This window comes from Streptomyces sp. NPDC013157 (genome assembly GCF_042899865.1).
In the GTDB taxonomy this organism is placed as follows: Bacteria; Actinomycetota; Actinomycetes; order Streptomycetales; family Streptomycetaceae; genus Streptomyces.
Genome location: NZ_JBIBAK010000003.1, coordinates 647,302 through 663,834, shown reverse-complemented (window position 1 = coordinate 663,834; position 16,533 = coordinate 647,302). Strand labels below are relative to the sequence as shown.

The 16,533-nt window shown below is 70.2% G+C and carries 14 protein-coding genes and 1 pseudogene; 9 read left to right on the top strand and 6 right to left on the bottom strand.

The annotated features are described in order from the left end of the window. Nucleotides 1–202 precede the first annotated feature (202 nt). A complete protein-coding gene (gene gabT, locus ACFY6U_RS13150) occupies nt 203–1,579 on the top strand; it encodes a 4-aminobutyrate--2-oxoglutarate transaminase (RefSeq protein ID WP_390037530.1) in 1,377 nt (458 codons plus the stop codon). Between the two features lie 7 nt (nt 1,580–1,586). Here gabT and ACFY6U_RS13145 read toward each other — a convergent pair whose 3' ends face one another. The 4 genes from ACFY6U_RS13145 to ACFY6U_RS13130 form a co-directional block, all read right to left on the bottom strand. Then, nucleotides 1,587–3,122, bottom strand: a complete 1,536-nt coding sequence (locus ACFY6U_RS13145) for a PucR family transcriptional regulator (RefSeq protein WP_390037529.1) — start codon at nt 3,120–3,122, stop codon at nt 1,587–1,589. 36 nt (nt 3,123–3,158) lie between these two features. Beyond that, a complete protein-coding gene (locus ACFY6U_RS13140) occupies nt 3,159–3,638 on the bottom strand; it encodes a dirigent protein (RefSeq protein ID WP_390037527.1) in 480 nt (159 codons plus the stop codon). A gap of 2 nt (nt 3,639–3,640) precedes the next feature. Then, nucleotides 3,641–5,116, bottom strand: a complete 1,476-nt coding sequence (locus ACFY6U_RS13135) for an aldehyde dehydrogenase family protein (RefSeq protein WP_390037525.1) — start codon at nt 5,114–5,116, stop codon at nt 3,641–3,643. Between the two features lie 87 nt (nt 5,117–5,203). Then, complete coding sequence (locus ACFY6U_RS13130; RefSeq protein ID WP_390037523.1) at nt 5,204–6,721, bottom strand: APC family permease; 1,518 nt, start codon at nt 6,719–6,721, stop codon at nt 5,204–5,206. Nucleotides 6,722–6,918: 197 nt separating this feature from the next. Here ACFY6U_RS13130 and ACFY6U_RS13125 point away from each other — a divergent pair, with 197 nt between their 5' ends. The 3 genes and pseudogenes from ACFY6U_RS13125 to ACFY6U_RS13115 all read left to right on the top strand — a co-directional run. Beyond that, nucleotides 6,919–7,668 (top strand): FadR/GntR family transcriptional regulator, encoded by a 750-nt coding sequence (locus tag ACFY6U_RS13125; protein ID WP_390037521.1) that lies wholly within the window; start codon nt 6,919–6,921, stop codon nt 7,666–7,668. A gap of 43 nt (nt 7,669–7,711) precedes the next feature. Beyond that, nucleotides 7,712–8,452: a hypothetical protein gene (locus tag ACFY6U_RS13120; RefSeq protein WP_390037519.1), complete on the top strand. Its 741-nt coding sequence runs from the start codon at nt 7,712–7,714 to the stop codon at nt 8,450–8,452. A 175-nt stretch (nt 8,453–8,627) separates the two neighbouring features. Continuing rightward, nucleotides 8,628–9,271, top strand: a pseudogene (locus ACFY6U_RS13115) (hypothetical protein); the annotation flags it as partial. A 110-nt stretch (nt 9,272–9,381) separates the two neighbouring features. Here ACFY6U_RS13115 and ACFY6U_RS13110 read toward each other — a convergent pair. After that, nucleotides 9,382–10,251, bottom strand: coding sequence for a fumarylacetoacetate hydrolase family protein (locus tag ACFY6U_RS13110; protein WP_390037517.1), 870 nt, complete (start codon nt 10,249–10,251; stop codon nt 9,382–9,384). A 74-nt stretch (nt 10,252–10,325) separates the two neighbouring features. Here ACFY6U_RS13110 and ACFY6U_RS13105 point away from each other — a divergent pair, with 74 nt between their 5' ends. From ACFY6U_RS13105 to ACFY6U_RS13095, 3 genes are all read left to right on the top strand, one after another. Next, nucleotides 10,326–11,021, top strand: a complete 696-nt coding sequence (locus ACFY6U_RS13105; RefSeq protein WP_390037515.1) for a FadR/GntR family transcriptional regulator — start codon at nt 10,326–10,328, stop codon at nt 11,019–11,021. Between the two features lie 24 nt (nt 11,022–11,045). Beyond that, the gene (locus ACFY6U_RS13100) at nt 11,046–12,290 is read left to right on the top strand and encodes a DUF3500 domain-containing protein (RefSeq protein ID WP_390037513.1); all 1,245 of its coding nucleotides are present in this window, start codon (nt 11,046–11,048) and stop codon (nt 12,288–12,290) included. A 235-nt stretch (nt 12,291–12,525) separates the two neighbouring features. Continuing rightward, entirely contained in the window at nt 12,526–12,840 is a 315-nt protein-coding gene (locus tag ACFY6U_RS13095; RefSeq protein WP_390037511.1) for a hypothetical protein, read from the top strand. 17 nt (nt 12,841–12,857) lie between these two features. On the opposite strand, the gene ACFY6U_RS13090 is transcribed toward ACFY6U_RS13095, so the two are convergent. Further along, the gene (locus tag ACFY6U_RS13090) at nt 12,858–13,523 is read right to left on the bottom strand and encodes a TetR/AcrR family transcriptional regulator (RefSeq protein WP_390037509.1); all 666 of its coding nucleotides are present in this window, start codon (nt 13,521–13,523) and stop codon (nt 12,858–12,860) included. A gap of 256 nt (nt 13,524–13,779) precedes the next feature. Here ACFY6U_RS13090 and ACFY6U_RS13085 point away from each other — a divergent pair, with 256 nt between their 5' ends. Next, nucleotides 13,780–14,826: a lipocalin family protein gene (locus ACFY6U_RS13085; protein WP_390037507.1), complete on the top strand. Its 1,047-nt coding sequence runs from the start codon at nt 13,780–13,782 to the stop codon at nt 14,824–14,826. A 102-nt stretch (nt 14,827–14,928) separates the two neighbouring features. Continuing rightward, nucleotides 14,929–16,437, top strand: coding sequence for an MFS transporter (locus tag ACFY6U_RS13080; RefSeq protein ID WP_390037505.1), 1,509 nt, complete (start codon nt 14,929–14,931; stop codon nt 16,435–16,437). Nucleotides 16,438–16,533: the final 96 nt, after the last annotated feature.

Sequence of the window (16,533 nt, the reverse complement as noted above, 5' to 3'; positions counted from 1 at the left end):
CTTTCCTCTCTGTGTCCGTACGCGCCGGGTGGGCGCGTCGAGCTTCACGAGGTCGTCATTGTCGGGACCGGACCGGTGGCACCGCACTCGACGAGATGTCCTGTGCCGCGCGGTCCGCGCACTCCGATCCGTCCATGGCCGTACGACGTCTGCGGTGCTTGGCTCGGCGTTCCCAACCCCTGCACACCTCGGAGGGCGATTCATGTCCGGTGCCTCTCAGCTGGTCGGCGGTCCCGACCTCGCGCAGGTTCGGCGCGTCGTGAGCGAGATCCCGGGCCCGCGTTCACGTGAACTGCTGGCCCGCCAGCGCCACCTGGTGCCGTCGGGCGTCGGCGCGGTCCTGCCCGTGTTCGTGGAGGCGGCCGGAGGCGGGGTGATCGTCGACGTGGACGGCAACTCCTTCATCGACTTCGGCAGCGGCATCGCGGTGACCACGGTCGGCAACTCGGCGCCGGCGGTGGCGGAGCGCGCGGCGGCGCAGCTGCGCCGGTTCACGCACTCGTGCTTCCTGGTCAACCCGTACGCGTCGTACCTGGACGTGTGCGAGAAGCTCAACGAGCTCGCACCCGTCCCCGGGGAGAAGCGAACGATCCTGGTGAACTCCGGTGCCGAGGCGGTGGAGAACGCCGTCAAGATCGCCCGCGCCGCCACCGGCCGCCCCGGCATCGTCGTCTTCGACCACGCCTTCCACGGGCGGACACTGCTCACCATGAGCCTCACCGCCAAGAACAAGCCCTACAAGCAGGGGTTCGGCCCCTTCGCGCCCGAGGTCCACCGGGCCCCGATGGCGTACCCGTACCGCTGGCCCACCGGTCCCGAGCAGTGTGCCGAGGAAGCCGCGCACGCTCTTGCCGACCTCCTGGACCGGCAGGTGGGGGCGGAGAACGTGGCGGCCGTGCTGGTGGAGCCGATCCAGGGCGAGGGGGGCTTCGTCGTGCCCGCTCCGGGGTTCCTCAGCAGCGTGGCCAACATCTGCCGGGCCCGGGGCATTCTGCTGATCGTCGACGAGATCCAGGCCGGGATCGCGCGCACGGGCAGGATGTTCGCCTGCGAGCACGAGGGGATCCGGCCCGATCTGATCACCACCGCCAAGGGCCTCGCCGGAGGGCTGCCGCTGGGCGCGGTGACCGGTCGCGCCGAGCTGATGGACGCCGTTCCGGCGGGCGGGCTCGGCGGGACCTTCAGCGGCAACCCCGTGGCCTGCGAGGCGGCACTCGGCGTCTTCGACGAGATCGAGGCCCACGACCTGCTGGGGCGTGCCCGGGAGATCGGCGGCACCATGCTCGCGTTCCTCAGTGAGCTCGGTGACCGGTATCCGGTCGTCGGCGACGTCCGGGGCCGGGGCGCCATGGTCGCGATCGAGCTGGTGGAGCCGGAAGGTGACCGCGTCCCCGCTCCCGACCTGGCCGCCCGGGTGGCCAGGCGTTGCCACGCCGAGGGACTGCTGGTCCTGACCGCCGGCAGCTACGGCAACGTCCTGCGCTTCCTGCCGCCCCTGTCGATCTCCGACGGTCTGCTGGAGGAGGGGTTGTCCATCCTCGGCGAGGCCATTGCCAGGGAAACGGCCTCGGCCACCTGAGCAACCCTCAGGACGTTCGACCGCTGTCGCCGGACTCCTGCCACGCTGACAGCGCGAGCAGGAGTTCGGCGCGCGCATGAGCCGAGTCGAGGTCCGCACCCAACAGGCTCCGCACGCGCTCCATGCGGCTGCGCAGGGTGTGCCGGTGCACGCCGAGCGCCGCCGAGGCCGCCTCCCACTGGCCGTTGTGTTCCAGAAAGGCGCGCAGGGAGACGAGCAGATCGGTGCCCTGTTCGTTGTCGTGCGCGGCGAGCGGGGCGAGCTGCGTCCGGGCCAGAGCCGCGAGGACCTTCCTCGTCTCCGGCAAGGCGGAGAGCAGTCGGCCGGCCAGCGACTCGAACGTCACGACGCCGGCATCGCCCCGCGCCCGGGCAACCGAGGCCGCGTTCAGGGCTTCGGTCAGGGCCGCGGGCCCGTCGGCAAGGTCGTGGGCGGCACTCAGGCCTGCCCAGAAGGGTCGGTTCAGCCGGGCACGCGCACCGTCCGTGGCCGTCCGTGCCGTGACCGCGTGGCCGGCCGGCAGCAGGACCGCCGCGCAGCCGCCCTGCACACGGCCGAAGAACGGCAGGCCACGCTCGGCCAGCTCGTTCCCCAGGTTCTGAAGGGTCTGGCGTGGGCTGCCACCGCGCAGGGCGAGGACACGGATGCCGTCGCGGACGGGAAAGCCGGCCTCGGCCAAGTGGTCCCTGGAGGCCGGTGCGGTGACGGTGCCGTCCAGCAGCAGCCGCAGGAACAGCCCGTTGACGCGGTTCTGCTCGTCACGCAACCGCAAGGGCTTCTCCGCTCCCAGGGCGACCAGGGACGCGGCGTGCCCGAGCAGGAGATGATCGACCGGCGTGAGAGTCCGGTCGGCCGCCACGACCAGGCGGCCATGGACACGCGGTCCCACGCGAACCTGCTGCACGGCCGTCACACCGTCCTGGCAGCTGCTCACCGCGGCCGTCACCTGTTCCAGGACGCCGAGGGCGACTTCGGGGGTCGCGGCGCCGGGCGGATGGGCCGCGCGCACCTTGCTCTCGTGGTCCAGGAGGACGACGGACGTGCTGGTGGAGACGGCCAGTTCCCGCACCACCGCCTGAGCCCCGCCGTGCAGCGCCGCCCGGGTCATCCGCGGCTGGATGCGTGACGCCTGCACGACACCCTCGTACTGCTGCTGGGCCAGACGTTCCATGACCGCCTTGGTGACGGCCACGAACGGTGTCGGCAGTGGCACCTCCAGTAGTGGCAGCCCCGCCTCCGCCGCCGCGCGCACGAGCGCCTCGGGGACCTGGGCGTGCGACAGGCCGACACCGAAGCCCACGGCGGTCACGCCGACTTCCGCGAGACGGGTGACGTAGTCCTCGCAGGCCCCCCGGTCCGCCGCCAGGCGGAGACCGGTGGTGAGCACCAGCTCACCACCGGTCAGCCACGGGGCGGGATCGACCAGTTCGATGCTGTGCGCCCAGACCACGTCGCGGTCCAGGCCACTGTGGCCCGCCAGCACCTTCAGACGCAGGTCCTGATGTCGTGTCAGCCAGACCAGCGGCACACCCACCGCACTCATTCGCTCCGTGACTTTCAACATTGAAGGTATTTTCCCTCAGTTCTCCACGCGGAACGTGAAGTCGTACGCGCTTCCCCTGGTGTCACGAGCGTGCAGGTGCATCTGCCCGCGGGCCGCCCGCCATCTGCCCGTCCCTCCGGTGATCGCCAGAGTGGAGTCGGACGCGTCGTAGAACGGGCCCTGGACGACGATCGACCCGCCCTTCAGCGTCGTCGTCCAGCTGCACTCCCATGCGGTTGCGACCTTGGTCCGGACGCAGGAGCCCTGGTCGCTTCCGACCTTGGTCCCCTTCGCGTCGTAGACGGGGTTTCCGAAGGCCAGCGTGTCCCCGATGCTGTCACCGCGTGGACCGAGGTCGATGACGGTGTCCGTGTCGGCGTGCTCGACCACGGTGAAGGCGATGGCCTGTGTGTGCGGGCTCGGGGTCTGTGGGGCGGCCTGCGCCACGGAGAGTCCGACGGCGGCTAGCATGCCGACGGCGGCCGTGAGGACGAGGGCGGGACGGAACTTCGGCATGCTCACCAGCCTCCTTCGGCGCGGCGGTCGTAGCGCAGTTCGCTGTCTCCGAGGTCGAAGACGAGCAGCTTGGACTCGGTGAAGGTGTCGAGGAACCAGCCGGAGAGTTCGCGGCCGACGCCGCTCTTGCCGGTGCCGCCGAAGGGGGCGAGCTGGTCCCAGTAGTTGCTGGTCTCGTTGACGTTGACGGTGCCGTGCTGCAGGGCCTCGCCCACCCGCCAGGCGGTGGCGAGGTCCTTCGTCCACAGGGAGGCGATCAGGCCCAGGTCGCTGGAGTTGGCGATCTCGACGGCCTCCTGCACTGAGGAGACCTTGATGACGGGGGCCACCGGGCCGAAGGTCTCCTCCTGGGCGATGCGCATGTCGGTGGTGACGCCGGTGAGGATCGTCGCCGGGAAGAACAGGCCTTCCTCCTTGCCGAACTGCACGACGTCCGCGCCGCGGTCCCGGGCGTCCGCGACGTGCTCGGCGATGCGCCGCAGGGAGGCGTCGTTGCGCACGGGCCCCATGTCGGTGTCCTCCAGGGCCGGGTCGCCGATGCGGAGTTGGGCAGCCCGGGCGGTCAGCTTGGTGACGAACTCGTCGTGGACTTCCTCGTGGACCAGGAGGCGTTCCGCCGAGGTGCAGACCTGTCCCGCGAAGTAGAAGCAGCCGTTGACCGCCGCCTCCACAGCGGCGTCGATGTCCGCGTCGGGAAGGATGATGAAAGGGCCGTCGCCGCCGAGTTCGAGCAGGTGCGGGCGCAGGGCCGCGGCGCGGGCGATGCGCTCGCCGGTGGCGGTGGAGCCCGTGAAGAACAGGCCGTCGACGCCCGGGTGTTCGACGATGGCCGCGCCGACGTCGCCGAAGCCGTGCACCACGTTGATCACTCCGTCGGGCAGGCCCGCCTCGGTGAAGATCTCCGCCACCAGGTTGCAGCTGATCGGGGCGAACTCCGAGGGCTTCCAGACAGCCGTGTTGCCGGCGGCCACGATGTGCGCCAGCGCGATCGAGGAGATGTCCGTGGGGAAGTTGTACGGGGTCACGACACCGACGACGCCCAGTGGACGGTGGTTCATGACCAGCCGCTTGTTGTTCGTCTGCTCCTGCGTGGAGGGGAACGACAGGCCCCGGTGGCGCAGCACCTCCTCACCGGCCTTCTGCCAGGCGGGGGCCGCGTACTCGATGACCTCCTCGCGGGCCTCCGCGACGGTCTTGCCGATCTCCAGCGTCAGCACCCGGGCGACCTCTTCCGCACGCTCGGCGAAGAGCGCGTGAACGCGGCGCAGGATCTTGACGCGCTCGATGAGAGGGGTGGCGGCCCACCGCGGCTGGGCCCGGCGCGCGGCCGCCACCGCGCGCTCGGCGTCCTCGGCGTCGCAGCGGGTCACCTCCGCGATGAGCTCACCGGACTGGGGGGAGCGAACGGGAAAGGTTCCCGCGCCGCCGTCCACCCATGAGCCGTCGACGAGTGCCTTCGTGGGCAGGGTTGCGGACATGTTGGTCTCCACCTTCGGATGTCGCCGTCGCGTCGCGCGCGACGGCCGTATGGGAAGCGGGGTGTGTGGCCGGACCGTCGCCGCGCCTCAGACCGAGGCGGGTGACGAGGACGGCTCGGATGTGGCGGATACGGCCAGCGCGTCCCCGGCCGGGGCGTCCCCGCGCTCGTGCGGCTTGGACACCGCCATGTACACGGCGCCCACGCCCACCACGACGGCACCGCTGACCAGCACGATGTAGTTGTCGTACCAGGGCGTGCCGGGGGTGCGCGGCCAGCTGATGTTGACGAGCGCGACGATGCCGTAGACCAGGGCCCCGATCGTGACCGGAAGTCCCCAACGCCCCAGCCGGTACTCGCCGGAGGGCTGCCAGCCGCGCAGCCGGGCCCGCAGGGAAGCCAGGACGACCATCTGGAAGGCGAGGTAGATGCCGAGCGTGGAGAAGGAGATGATCTTCACCAGGGCGTCGGCGGAGTACGCGGAGCCCACGATGATCAGCCCGGGCAGGACCGCCGCGAGCAGCAGGGCGTACGGCGGCACCCGCAGCCGCTCCGAGAACGTCGCCAGCACCCGGCTGCCGGCGATCATCCGGTCGCGGGCGAAGGAGTAGGTCAGTCGGCTGGCGGCGGCCTGCAGGCTCATCGCGCAGGAGATGAAGGACAGCAGGACGACCACCAGGACGACACGGGCTCCGCCGCTGCCGAACGCGTTGGTGAGTACGGTGGTCACCGGGTCGGCGTCCTTGCCCGAGATCACCGCGCCGAAGTCGCTGACGGAGAGGATGAGGGCGAGGCACACCGCCGTCGCGGCGGCACCGCCGATGTAGATGGTGCGCCGCATCGAGGTCGGGATGCGCCGTCCGGGGTTGGGCACCTCCTCGGCCACGTCACCGCACGCCTCGAAGCCGTAGTACTGGAAGACGCCGATGAGCGACGCGGCCGCGAAGGCGTAGAGGTACGAGTGGTGGCCCTGGGACCCGTAGCCGTGGAAGAGCACGCCCAGTCCGTGGTGCCGGTTGGCGATCAGCAGCCAGGCACCGACCACCACGGCCCCGACGATCTCGGCCACGAAACCGAAGACGGCGACGGCGGAGAGCACCTTCGTGCCGCCGAAGTTGATGACCGTCGCGAGCAGGAGCAGGCCCAGGGCACAGAGGATCGTCGTCGTGGTGCTGGAGGCGAAGCCGAACACCGCGGCCACGTACGGCCCGGCGCCGTAGGCGACCGCGGAGATGGTGGAGAGCAGGGCCAGGAGGTAGATCCAGCCGGTCATCCAGCCCCACTTGCGGCCCCACAGCCTGCGGGCCCACGGGTACACCCCGCCGGCCACCGGGAACTGGGCGACGACCTCGCTGAAGACGAGCGCCACCAGCAACTGTCCGACCCCGGCGATCACGAAAGCCCAGATCATCGGCGGGCCGCCGGCCATCAGGGAGGCGGCGAAGAGGGTGTACACGCCGACGACCGGAGAGAGGTAGGTGAAGCCGAGCGAGAAGTTCGCCCACAGGCTCATGTCCCGCTTGAACTCGGACTCGTAACCGAGAGCGGCGAGGCGCTGCGCGTCGGCGTCAGCGGGGGACGGCGGGGATTGCGTGGCGTCGTTCATCGACGGGCTCCTTGATGGAAACACGCTGAGCGGGAGGTCGGCGGTGCCAGGGCCATGGGGAGGCCGACGAGGGCCGGAGTGTGTCCGGCGTCTCAAGTGGGCGAAAACCTACTACATTGAAGTTCAAAGGACAACGGTTTGGTTGATAGCCTGAGGGCGACTTCTCGTTACCCATCGCGACCGTGGAGGAGGGGGCCGTGGCGGCAGTGGAGGCCCGCTCGCCGGTCATGAGCGCTGTCTTCGCCCCCCTGAGCGACTCCGGGCGGGCCGACATGGTGGTCCGCAGGATCGCCGAAGCGGTCACGATCGGTCTGATGGCCGAGGGGGAACAGCTCCCCAGCGAAAGCGATCTCGCCTGCCAGCTCGGCGTCGCCAACGGCACCGTCCGCGAGGCCCTGGCCATCCTCCGCGAGCAGGGGCTCGTACAGACCCGGCGAGGTCGCAACGGCGGCAGCTTCATCCGCAGCCCGGAGGAGGGCCTGACCAGGATCCACCAGGCCCGTCTGAAGGAACTGGGCATCTCGGAGCTGCGCGATCTCGGCGACGAGCAGTTCGCCGTCTCGGGAACAGCGGCCCGCTTCGCCGCCGAACGCGCACCCTCGGACCTGGCCAGGAGTCTGGATCGCCTGGTCATGGCGCTGAGAAAGGCCGAATCCCCCGCCGAACGGCGCAAGGCCGACGCTCGCTTCCACATCGAGGTGGCTGTCGCCGCGCAGTCCGTCCGGCTGACCCGACTCGAGGTGCGGCTGCAGTCGGAGCTCGGGCCGCTGCTGTGGCTGCCGGGGGGCGACGGCCCCGATGCGTCGGCCTTCGCCGACCAGCATCACGAGATCATGGTGGCCATCATGGCCGGAGACGCGACGGCGGCACGTCACCTCGCCGAGGAGCACACGATCGCCGGCGCTCGCCATCTGGTACGTACGCACCTACGCTTGACCGATGCCTGACCCGGTGGCGCACGCCACGCCGCCCTCCTTGACGGAGCACGTGATGACCAGCACTCCAACCACCGGCATCGTCCAGTGCGGTGACTCCGTCCAAAAGGCAGTGGAGTCCGTGTTCTCGGCACTGGCGGTCCTGGAGGACGCGGCACGAGCGAGTCTGAGCGCGGCCGGACGGCGGGGCCGGAGCCTCGGGACGGGTGACCTCGCCACTCTGCGGCCGACCATCCAGACCCTGCTGCGCGAGCAGGGCGAGAGATTCAACGGCACCGGTGTGGTCATGGCACCCGGCGCCCTCGCCGACGCCGCCCTCCACCTCGAGTGGTGGCAGCGGAGCGGGGAACAGGGTCCCCGACCGCTACGGCTGAACCTGGACCCGCGCAGTGAGAGCTTCTACGACTACACCCTCAAGCCGTGGTTCGTGATTCCTCGCGACGAGGGTCACGGCACGGTCATGGGGCCGTACGTCGATCTGCACTGTGCCGGCCTCTACATCCTGACGTTCACCCGGCCGTTGACCGTAAACGGCGAGTTCGTCGGCGTTGTCGGTGCCGACGTCCCGGTGGCCGCCTTCGAGCAGATCGTCGTCCCCTCGCTCAAGCACCTGGGTGGTGAAGCGGTGGTGATCACCGACGAGGGCCGCGTCCTGGCCGCGAACACGCCGACATGGGCCGTGGGGGAGATCGCCCGGGAACTGCTGGGCCGTACGGCCGGGATCGAGCGGGCGGCGGTGCGGCTCCCGGAAGTGGACTGGAGCGTGATCCGAGTGCAGCCCTCCGCCACCGGCTGAGCCGTCACGGCGGAGGGCTGGGCTCAAGGCTGGTCGAAGGCCGGGGTTTTTCTTCTCGCTGTCCGCCGACGCTCGTTGCTGTGGTGTGCGCATCAAGGACGAAGGCCGTGCCCAACTCGCCGTGAAGTTTGCGGTGTTGTTCCCACACCTCGATGAACTACAGCGACGCTTGCTGATGGGAGCCGAGGCCCGGCTGCTGGGGCACGGGGGGATCCGGGCCGTCGCGCGGCCGGCCGAAGTGAGCGAGACAACGGTCCGCAGGGGTGTGTTCGAGCTGGAGGCGGGCGAGTTCCCATTGGGTCGGGTTCGGCGTCCGGGCGGAGGGCGCAGCGGGTCGCGGATCTTGACCCGGGGCCGCGGCCCACACTGCCGGCACCGGGACGCCGGCCGGCCGGTGATCAGCGTGGACACCAAGAAGAGGAACCCGTCGGCGAGTTCAAGAACGGCGGCCGGCAGTGGCGGCCGGCCGGGGATCCGGTGCCGGTGAACATCCACGACCTCGCCGATCCCAAGCCGGGCAAGGCCATCCTGTACGGGATCTACGACCTGGCGGAGAACACCGGCTGGGTCAACGTCGGCACCGACCATGACACCCCCGCCTTCGCGGTGGGATCGATCCGCCGCTGGTGGAACGATGAGGAAGGTCCAGGCCGGCTACCCGCGGCGCCACAGCTGCTGATCACCGCCGACGCGGGCGGCTCCAACGGCCACCGCACCCGGGCCTGGAAGCTCGAGCCCGCCCGGCTCGCCGCCGAATCGGGCCTGACCATCACCGTCTGGCATCCGCTGCCCGGCACATCGAAGCGGAACAAAGCCGAGGTGCACCACGAGGCGCCTCTGTTACCGGGCAGGGGTGAAAGGCCCCTGCCGCCGGACTGTCGCAGCAGTCCGGCGAAGCCGGAAGGCGACCCCAGGAACACCGTGCGTCCTCAATCGAGCGGATTCCCGAGAGGGCGCTTCCGGCGGTGGTCCCCGCCCACGATCGTGTTGCGGAGGATCCCGAGGCGCTCGACCTCGACCTCCACCGCGTCGCCGGGCCGGAGCAGCCAGGGCGGTGTGCGGGCGTAGCCGACACCGGACGGGGTGCCGGTGGCCAGCAGGTCACCGGGGCGCAGTGTGAGGGTGCGCGAGATGTGGGCCAGCGTCTCGCCCACGGAGTGGATCATCTGGCTGGTGGAGGCGTCCTGGACGGTCGTGCCGTTGACCCGGGTCCGCACCCGCAGTCCGTCCCGCAGGTCGCCCACCTCGCCGGCAGGCACCATGGGGCCCAGCGGGCCGGAGCGGTCGGCGTTCTTTCCGAGGGTCCACTGTGAGGTCAGTTTCTGCGCCCGCCGCGCGGTGACGTCGTTGAACGTCGAGTAGCCGATCACGGCGCCGAGAGCCTCGGCGGGGTCCGCGTCCACCAGACGTCGGCCCACCCAGGCCACGATCTCGCCCTCCCAGTCGAGACCATCCTCGGTGGAGGGGACGGGGATCTCGGTCCCGCCGACCGTCAGCGACCGCGTCCACCGCGCGAACAGCGTGGGGTACTCGGGCAGTTCCTGATCCCGGTAGGACCCTTCGGCGGCGTGTTCGAGGTAGTTCAGACCGACGCACAGCATCTGTGCGTCCGGCAGTACCGGCGGTACCAGGCGCGTCTCACCCGCCGGTACCACTTCGCCGGTCGGGGGGCGGGTCAGCCATGTTCCGGGGTCGGCCCAGAACTCCCGCAGCCCGGCCACCACGGTGAGCCGGTCGCCGTCCGGCGACAGGTTGGCAACCCGCACCTCGTCGCCGGTCGCCACTCCAACGATCTGCATCCGCACTTCTCCGCTCGAAAAGACAGTAATGCCATAGGTTCTAAAGGTTATAACCTTTGTGATTGAATGCTGCCATGGTCACCGAGAACCGCGCCCTGCTGGCCGGCCTGAGTGCTCCCGGCGGCACACGAGCCGAGCGACTCGCCGACGCCCTCGAAGACCGCGTCCGCGGGCTGAGTCCCGGCTCCGCGATCGGCACCATCGAGGAGGTCCGGCAGGAGTCAGGTCTGGCACGCGCCACGGTCAGCGAAGCCATTCGGCTCCTGCGCGACCGTGGGGTGCTCGAGATCCGCCCCGGTCGCGGCGGCGGACTGTTCGTCGCGGACCAGAGCCCGGTCGTGCGGTTGCGGCACACCCTGCTGAGCGTCGCGGGAGAACCGGGCACCGTCGCGGACGCCATCGAGCTCCGCAACCACCTGGAGGAACTCGTCGACGTCGGCGCCGCCCGGTGCGCGGGTGCGGGCGACATCCCGCCGTTGCGGGCCTGCCTGGACGACATGGCGGCGGCGCCGGACTGGGACGCCTTCATGCGCGCCAACTGGGCCCTGCACGAGCGCATCGCGCGGCTGTGCCCGAACGCCATGGCCCGCGCGGTCTACATCGGCACGCTCGGACATCTCACGTCGTCCACCGCGCGCGCCACCGACGGGGACACCGACGCCTACCGGGCGAGGCGGCTGCGGAACCACGCCGACCTGGTGGAAGCGATCGCCGCCGGGGACGAGGACGCCGTTCGCGCGGCCGTCGCGCGCCACAACCACACCGACTGAACGTACGGGGTCACGGGAGCCGTCATGCCATCAGCCGAGTACCGCAAGTACCTCTACCCGTCCGACTCGCCGCGCCTGTCCTCGATCAGAGGCATGGACGCCTACGAATACCGGGAGGCGGCCAAGGCGGACCGGTTCACCGGCGAGCTGATCCGCGGCTGGAAACCCCTGCAGCTCGCCGACTTCCGTGGAGTGAGCGAGGACGGCACGCCACGGCCCGGGGTGCACACCTGGGAACCCGCCCGCCCTGGCGAAGAGGCTCCCGTCGCCGACATGGTCGCCGCGGCCCGGGACCTGCTGGCGGCGCTCGACGACGACGCCCGTGCCAAGCTGTGCCACCCGGTGGACGGGGTCGAGTGGCAGACCTGGGCCAACCCGGAGTTCCTGCAGTTCGACACCGGTATCCGCCTGGAGTTCCAGCCACCGGAGGTCCGGCAGAAGGCTCTCGCCCTGGTGGAGGCCTCGCTGAGCCCCGACGGCTTCCGCCTGGTGCACGACATGATGCTGATCAACGGCTTCCTCGGCGAGGTCGTCGGCCTGCAGAGCATCCTCAACGAGTTCAGCTACAACTTCGCGCTCTACGGAAACCCCGACCCCGTCGCCCCGTGGGGCTGGCAGCTGTTCGGCCACCACTGCGCTGTCCACTGCCTGATCGTCGAGGGGCGCATGGTCGTCAGCCCGGCGTTCCTCGGCGCCGAACCCAACGAGATCGACGACGGCCCCCACGCCGGCACGGTGGCCCTGACCGACCGGATCCGGCTCGGCACGGACCTGATGGCGGCGCTCCCGCAGGACCAGCGCGCCACCGCGACCGTGTACGAGCACATGGTCGACCCCGCGATGCCGCCCGGCCGCATCCACGCCGGCGACGAACGGCACCTCGCCGGGGCCTTCCAGGACAACCGGGTGATCCCGGTCGAGGGCCTTCGGGTCGCGGACATGCCCGAGCAGGCCCGGGAGATCCTCCTGGAGATCGCCGAGTCGTTCGTGTCCCTGCTGCCCGACGGCCCGCGCGCGGCCCGGATGCGCGAGATCCGCGACCACCTCGACGAGACCTGGTTCAGCTGGATCGGCGGCCACGAGGCCGGCGACGTCTTCTACTACCGGCTCCAGTCGCCGGTGCTCATCGCCGAACTCGACCACCACTGCGGCGTCTTCCTCGACTACGACACCCCCAAGCCCTTCCACATCCACACCGTGCTGCGTACTCCGCACGGCAACGACTACGGCCGCGCCTACGTGCGCGCCTGGCAGGTACGGAACGCCTGAAGGGCCTTGCACTCTGAGCGGAGAAAGACGGTGCAACCTCACCGAAGAGGTTTCCTTCGCTTCGGAACCGGAGGATCGGAACTTGCGCCGGACAGCGGACCTCGGACAGAGGGACCGCCTCCGCCCACGCCGTCTGGGACGGGCACGGACGGTACGACCGGCGGAGGATGCCGATCACGGGTCTGACGAGCCCATCGTCCCGACCCGAATCAGTGGCCGCGTGGCCTTGCGCTGGGTGAACCAGAACATCGCCGCGTTCGGCGGAGGTCCGCGCCGCGTGACCATGCGGTACTGGGCCACGTTCGCCGGGCGGGGCGACCTCAACGGGCACGGCCCCCCCGACTGGCCGACGTACCGGGGCGGCGGCAACGGCACCGTGCAGTTCGGCCCGGACAACGTCTCGACCATGCCGGACTACGCGGCCGAACACCACTGCGCCTTCTGGCGCGCTGTTGGACGGGCAGGGCTGAGGATGCCCGCGCGGCGACGCGCGGGCCGCTGCCCGGCGTTTCCGGCGGGCAGGGTCTGGGCTTGGCCGCAGGCACCTTGAGCGGTTTCGCTCGGGCCCTACTTCATGGTCTGGTCGAACTCGTCCTTGTCGAGTGCGCGGTGGGGCAGGGGAGTGGGGTGGTCTCGGTCGTGGCGCAGGCCGTCCAGAAAGAGGACGAGGTAGCGCCTCCACACGTCGGGGGCGACGGCCCGGCTGTGCTCGGTGACGGCGCCGAGCATGATCTGGATGAGCGGGAAGTCGGTGCCTTCGAAGTCGCCGCGGAGCCGGCCGGCCTGCTGGGCGCGTGTGATGAGGGCGCTGACCGCGGGGATGAGGCGGTCCCGGGCGGCGGCCACCCGGACCTTGCCGTGCAAGCCCTCCAGCAGGGCTTCCCTCAGCCCGCGGTCTTCGGCGAAGTCCTCGGCGGTGGTCATGAAGAACTGGACCAATCCGTCCCAGGGGTCTTCGTGGGTGAGTGCCTGTTCGGCCCGTTCGATCAGATGATTCGCGGCCTCTTCGAAGACGGCTTCGACGAGCTGCTCGCGGTTGGCGAAGCGGCGGTAGGCGGTGCCGACGCCGACGCCCGCGTGCCGCGCGATGTCGTCGATCGTGACATCGAGTCCTCGTTGGGCGAAGGCTTCCCGGGCAGCGGTGAGGATGCGCTGCCGGTTGCGTTCAGCGTCGGCCCGCAGGGGGCTGGGGTGTGGCTCCGGAGATGGCGTGGGGTCGGTCCTGCGGCTCATGGATCCACTGTATCCCGCATGTGGAGATGACTTCTCCGGTTTTGCTGCTAGAGTGGGTCTGCAACTGGAGATTGCTTCTCCGGTTTGCCGGTCGCGTTGTCACGCAACTCGACCGGGCATTCGTCATATCCCCCTCCCGTGCGACAGCCCTTGCCCCTCCGTCACCAGGTTCAGTGAGAGTACGAAACAGTTTCGTACGCATCTGTTCATCTGTCCGCACGTGTACCCGAGCAGGACACCTCCACAAGGAGCCATCATGCGCAGGACCACCGTCGGCGCGACCGCAGTCGCCGCCGCGCTCGTCGCCTCGCTCACCCTTGCCGCGGGAGGTTCGGCCACCGCGACCACGGCCTCCGGGCAGGGGCTGAGGCAGACCGGTCTTCCGGTCGCCGTCGACCCCGCCGCGGGCCTCACCGGCAACCCCGACCGGCTCAACGAGTCCTGGTATGTGACCGCACACGTGACCGCCGGGGGCCACCGGTACGGATTCATGGCCAACCACCTGACGTCCGGCGACGCCAAAACGGGGCACACTCTCTCGACCGTGTCGATCACCGACGAGGACACCGGCTGGTACACCAAGTCGGAGATCGCTCTCCCTCCCCGCAGCGGCCTGTCCGACAAGCAGGGCGTGGACATCCACACCGACAACATCAGCTGGACCGGTGACGCCAAGGAGCAGAAGCTGCGCGCCAAGGTCCCCGAGGGGACCATCGACGTCACCTTCCGCCCGCAGGGCAACGTCCTCTACAACATGGGCACGGGCTACTTCCCCATGTTCGGCGACGCGAAGTACCCGAACTACGAGTACGCCTTCCCCACCATGGACACCTCCGGCACGCTGACCCTGAACGGCCGCACCGGCAAGGTCCGGGGGCAGGCCTGGCTGGACCGCCAGTGGGGCCCTCTGCCCGACATCGCCGCGGGCCAGGCCTCGTGGTCCTGGATGAACCTCAACCTGTCCAACGGTGACGAGATCAGCCTCTGGAAGACGAAGGAAAGCGAGCAGAAGACCTGGGCGACCGTCCAGAAGCCCGACGGCACGGAGACCGTCGCCGAGGCGACCCTCACGCCTGACACCTCCACCCTCTGGACCAGCCCGCACACCGGCAAGAAGTACCCCACCCGCTGGAAGGTCACCATCCCGGGCGAGCACGCCAAGCTGAACGTCAAGACCTACGCCGACGACCAGGAACTGCTGGTCCCCGGGCCTCGCTACGAAGGCAGCGCCGCCGTCACCGGCACCTACGACCACCGCCCGGTCACCGGGACCACCTACGTCGAGCTCACTGGCGGACAGTAGCCGTCCACGGCCGCTGCACAGCGACGCGGCCCACAAGGGCATTCTGCCGCCCCCGCACGGCCCGACCGCCCCATCCCTTCGCCCGGCCCTGGAGTCTTCGTCATGCCTCGAACCCCCGTCAATACGACGGATGCAGCCACCGTGTCCGTCCTCCCGTCCGCCGAACCACCGCCTCGCCACCGCTGGTGGATCCTCGTCGTCATCGGCGTGGCCCAGCTCATGGTGGTGCTGGACGCGACGATCGTGAACATCGCCCTGCCCTCGGCCCAGAAGGACCTGGGCTTCTCCGACGGCGACCGGCAGTGGGTCGTCACCGCCTACGCACTCGCCTTCGGCAGCCTGCTCCTGCTGGGGGGACGCATCGCCGACCTCTTCGGCCGCAAGATGACCTTCCTGGTCGGGCTGGTCGGCTTCGCCGGCGCCTCCGCCGTGGGCGGCGCCGCGGGCAGCTTCGAGATGCTCGTCGTCGCCCGGGCGGCGCAGGGAGTGTTCGCCGCTCTGCTCGCTCCGGCAGCCCTGTCCCTGTTGACCACGACGTTCACCGAAGCCAGGGAACGCGCCAAGGCCTTCGGCGTCTACGGTGCCATCGCCGGTGCCGGCGGTGCCATCGGGCTGCTGCTGGGCGGCGTGCTGACCGAGTACCTCGACTGGCGCTGGACCCTGTACGTCAACCTCGTCTTCGCGGCCATCGCCTTCGTCGGCGGCGCGCTCCTGCTGCAACGCACCACCCGCGACACGTCCGCCACCCTCGACATCCCCGGCGCCGTCCTGGTCGGCGGCGGCCTGTTCTGCCTGGTCTACGGCTTCTCGAATGCCGAGAGCCATGACTGGAGCTCTCCGCAGACCTGGGTCTTCCTCCTCGCCGGAGCCGTCCTGCTCGCCGTCTTCACCTGGTGGCAGACGCGCGCCGCGCACCCCCTGCTGCCACTGCGGGTCCTGCGCGACCGCAACCGCGGGGCCTCCTTCATCTCGGTTCTGATCACCGGCGCAGGCATGTTCGGCGTCTTCCTGTTCCTGACCTACTACCTCCAGCAGAGCCTGGGCTACACGCCCATCAAGACAGGGCTGGCCTTCCTGCCCATGGTCGCAGGTCTCATGCTCGCCTCCACTCTCGCCACCACCGTGCTCATCCCCCGCATAGGTCCCAAGACGATCGTGCCGCTGGGCATGGGCCTGGCCGCAGCCGGCATGGTCTGGCTCACCGCCCTCGACCTGAACAGCAGCTACGCCACGGACATCATGCCCCCGCTGATCGTGGCGGGCCTGGGCCTCGGCCTGGTGATGGCCCCGGCCATGAGCCTGGCCACCGCGGGCGTGGCCGCCGAGGACTCCGGCGTCGCCTCCGCGGCCGTCAACACCATGCAGCAGGTCGGCGGCTCCCTCGGCACCGCCCTGTTCAACACCCTCTTCTCCAGCGCCGTCGCCAACTACCTCGACGGCAAGAACCCAGCGGACCCGGCCGTCCAGGCCCAGGCCGGCCTGGAGGGCTACTCCACCGCCTACTGGTGGTCCGCCGTCTTCTTCGCCGCCGGCCTGGTCATCAGCGTCGTCCTGTACCGCCGCGGCGTACCCGCCCACGACCCGGACGCGGCGCCCGTCGTCCACATGTAACACCCGGACCGGGCACGCGACCGCCCCCCTCCGCGACGGCCCGCCGCAAACCCGGCGGGCCGTCGTGGCTCGGCGCCCCAGGCACCCCGTCGATGA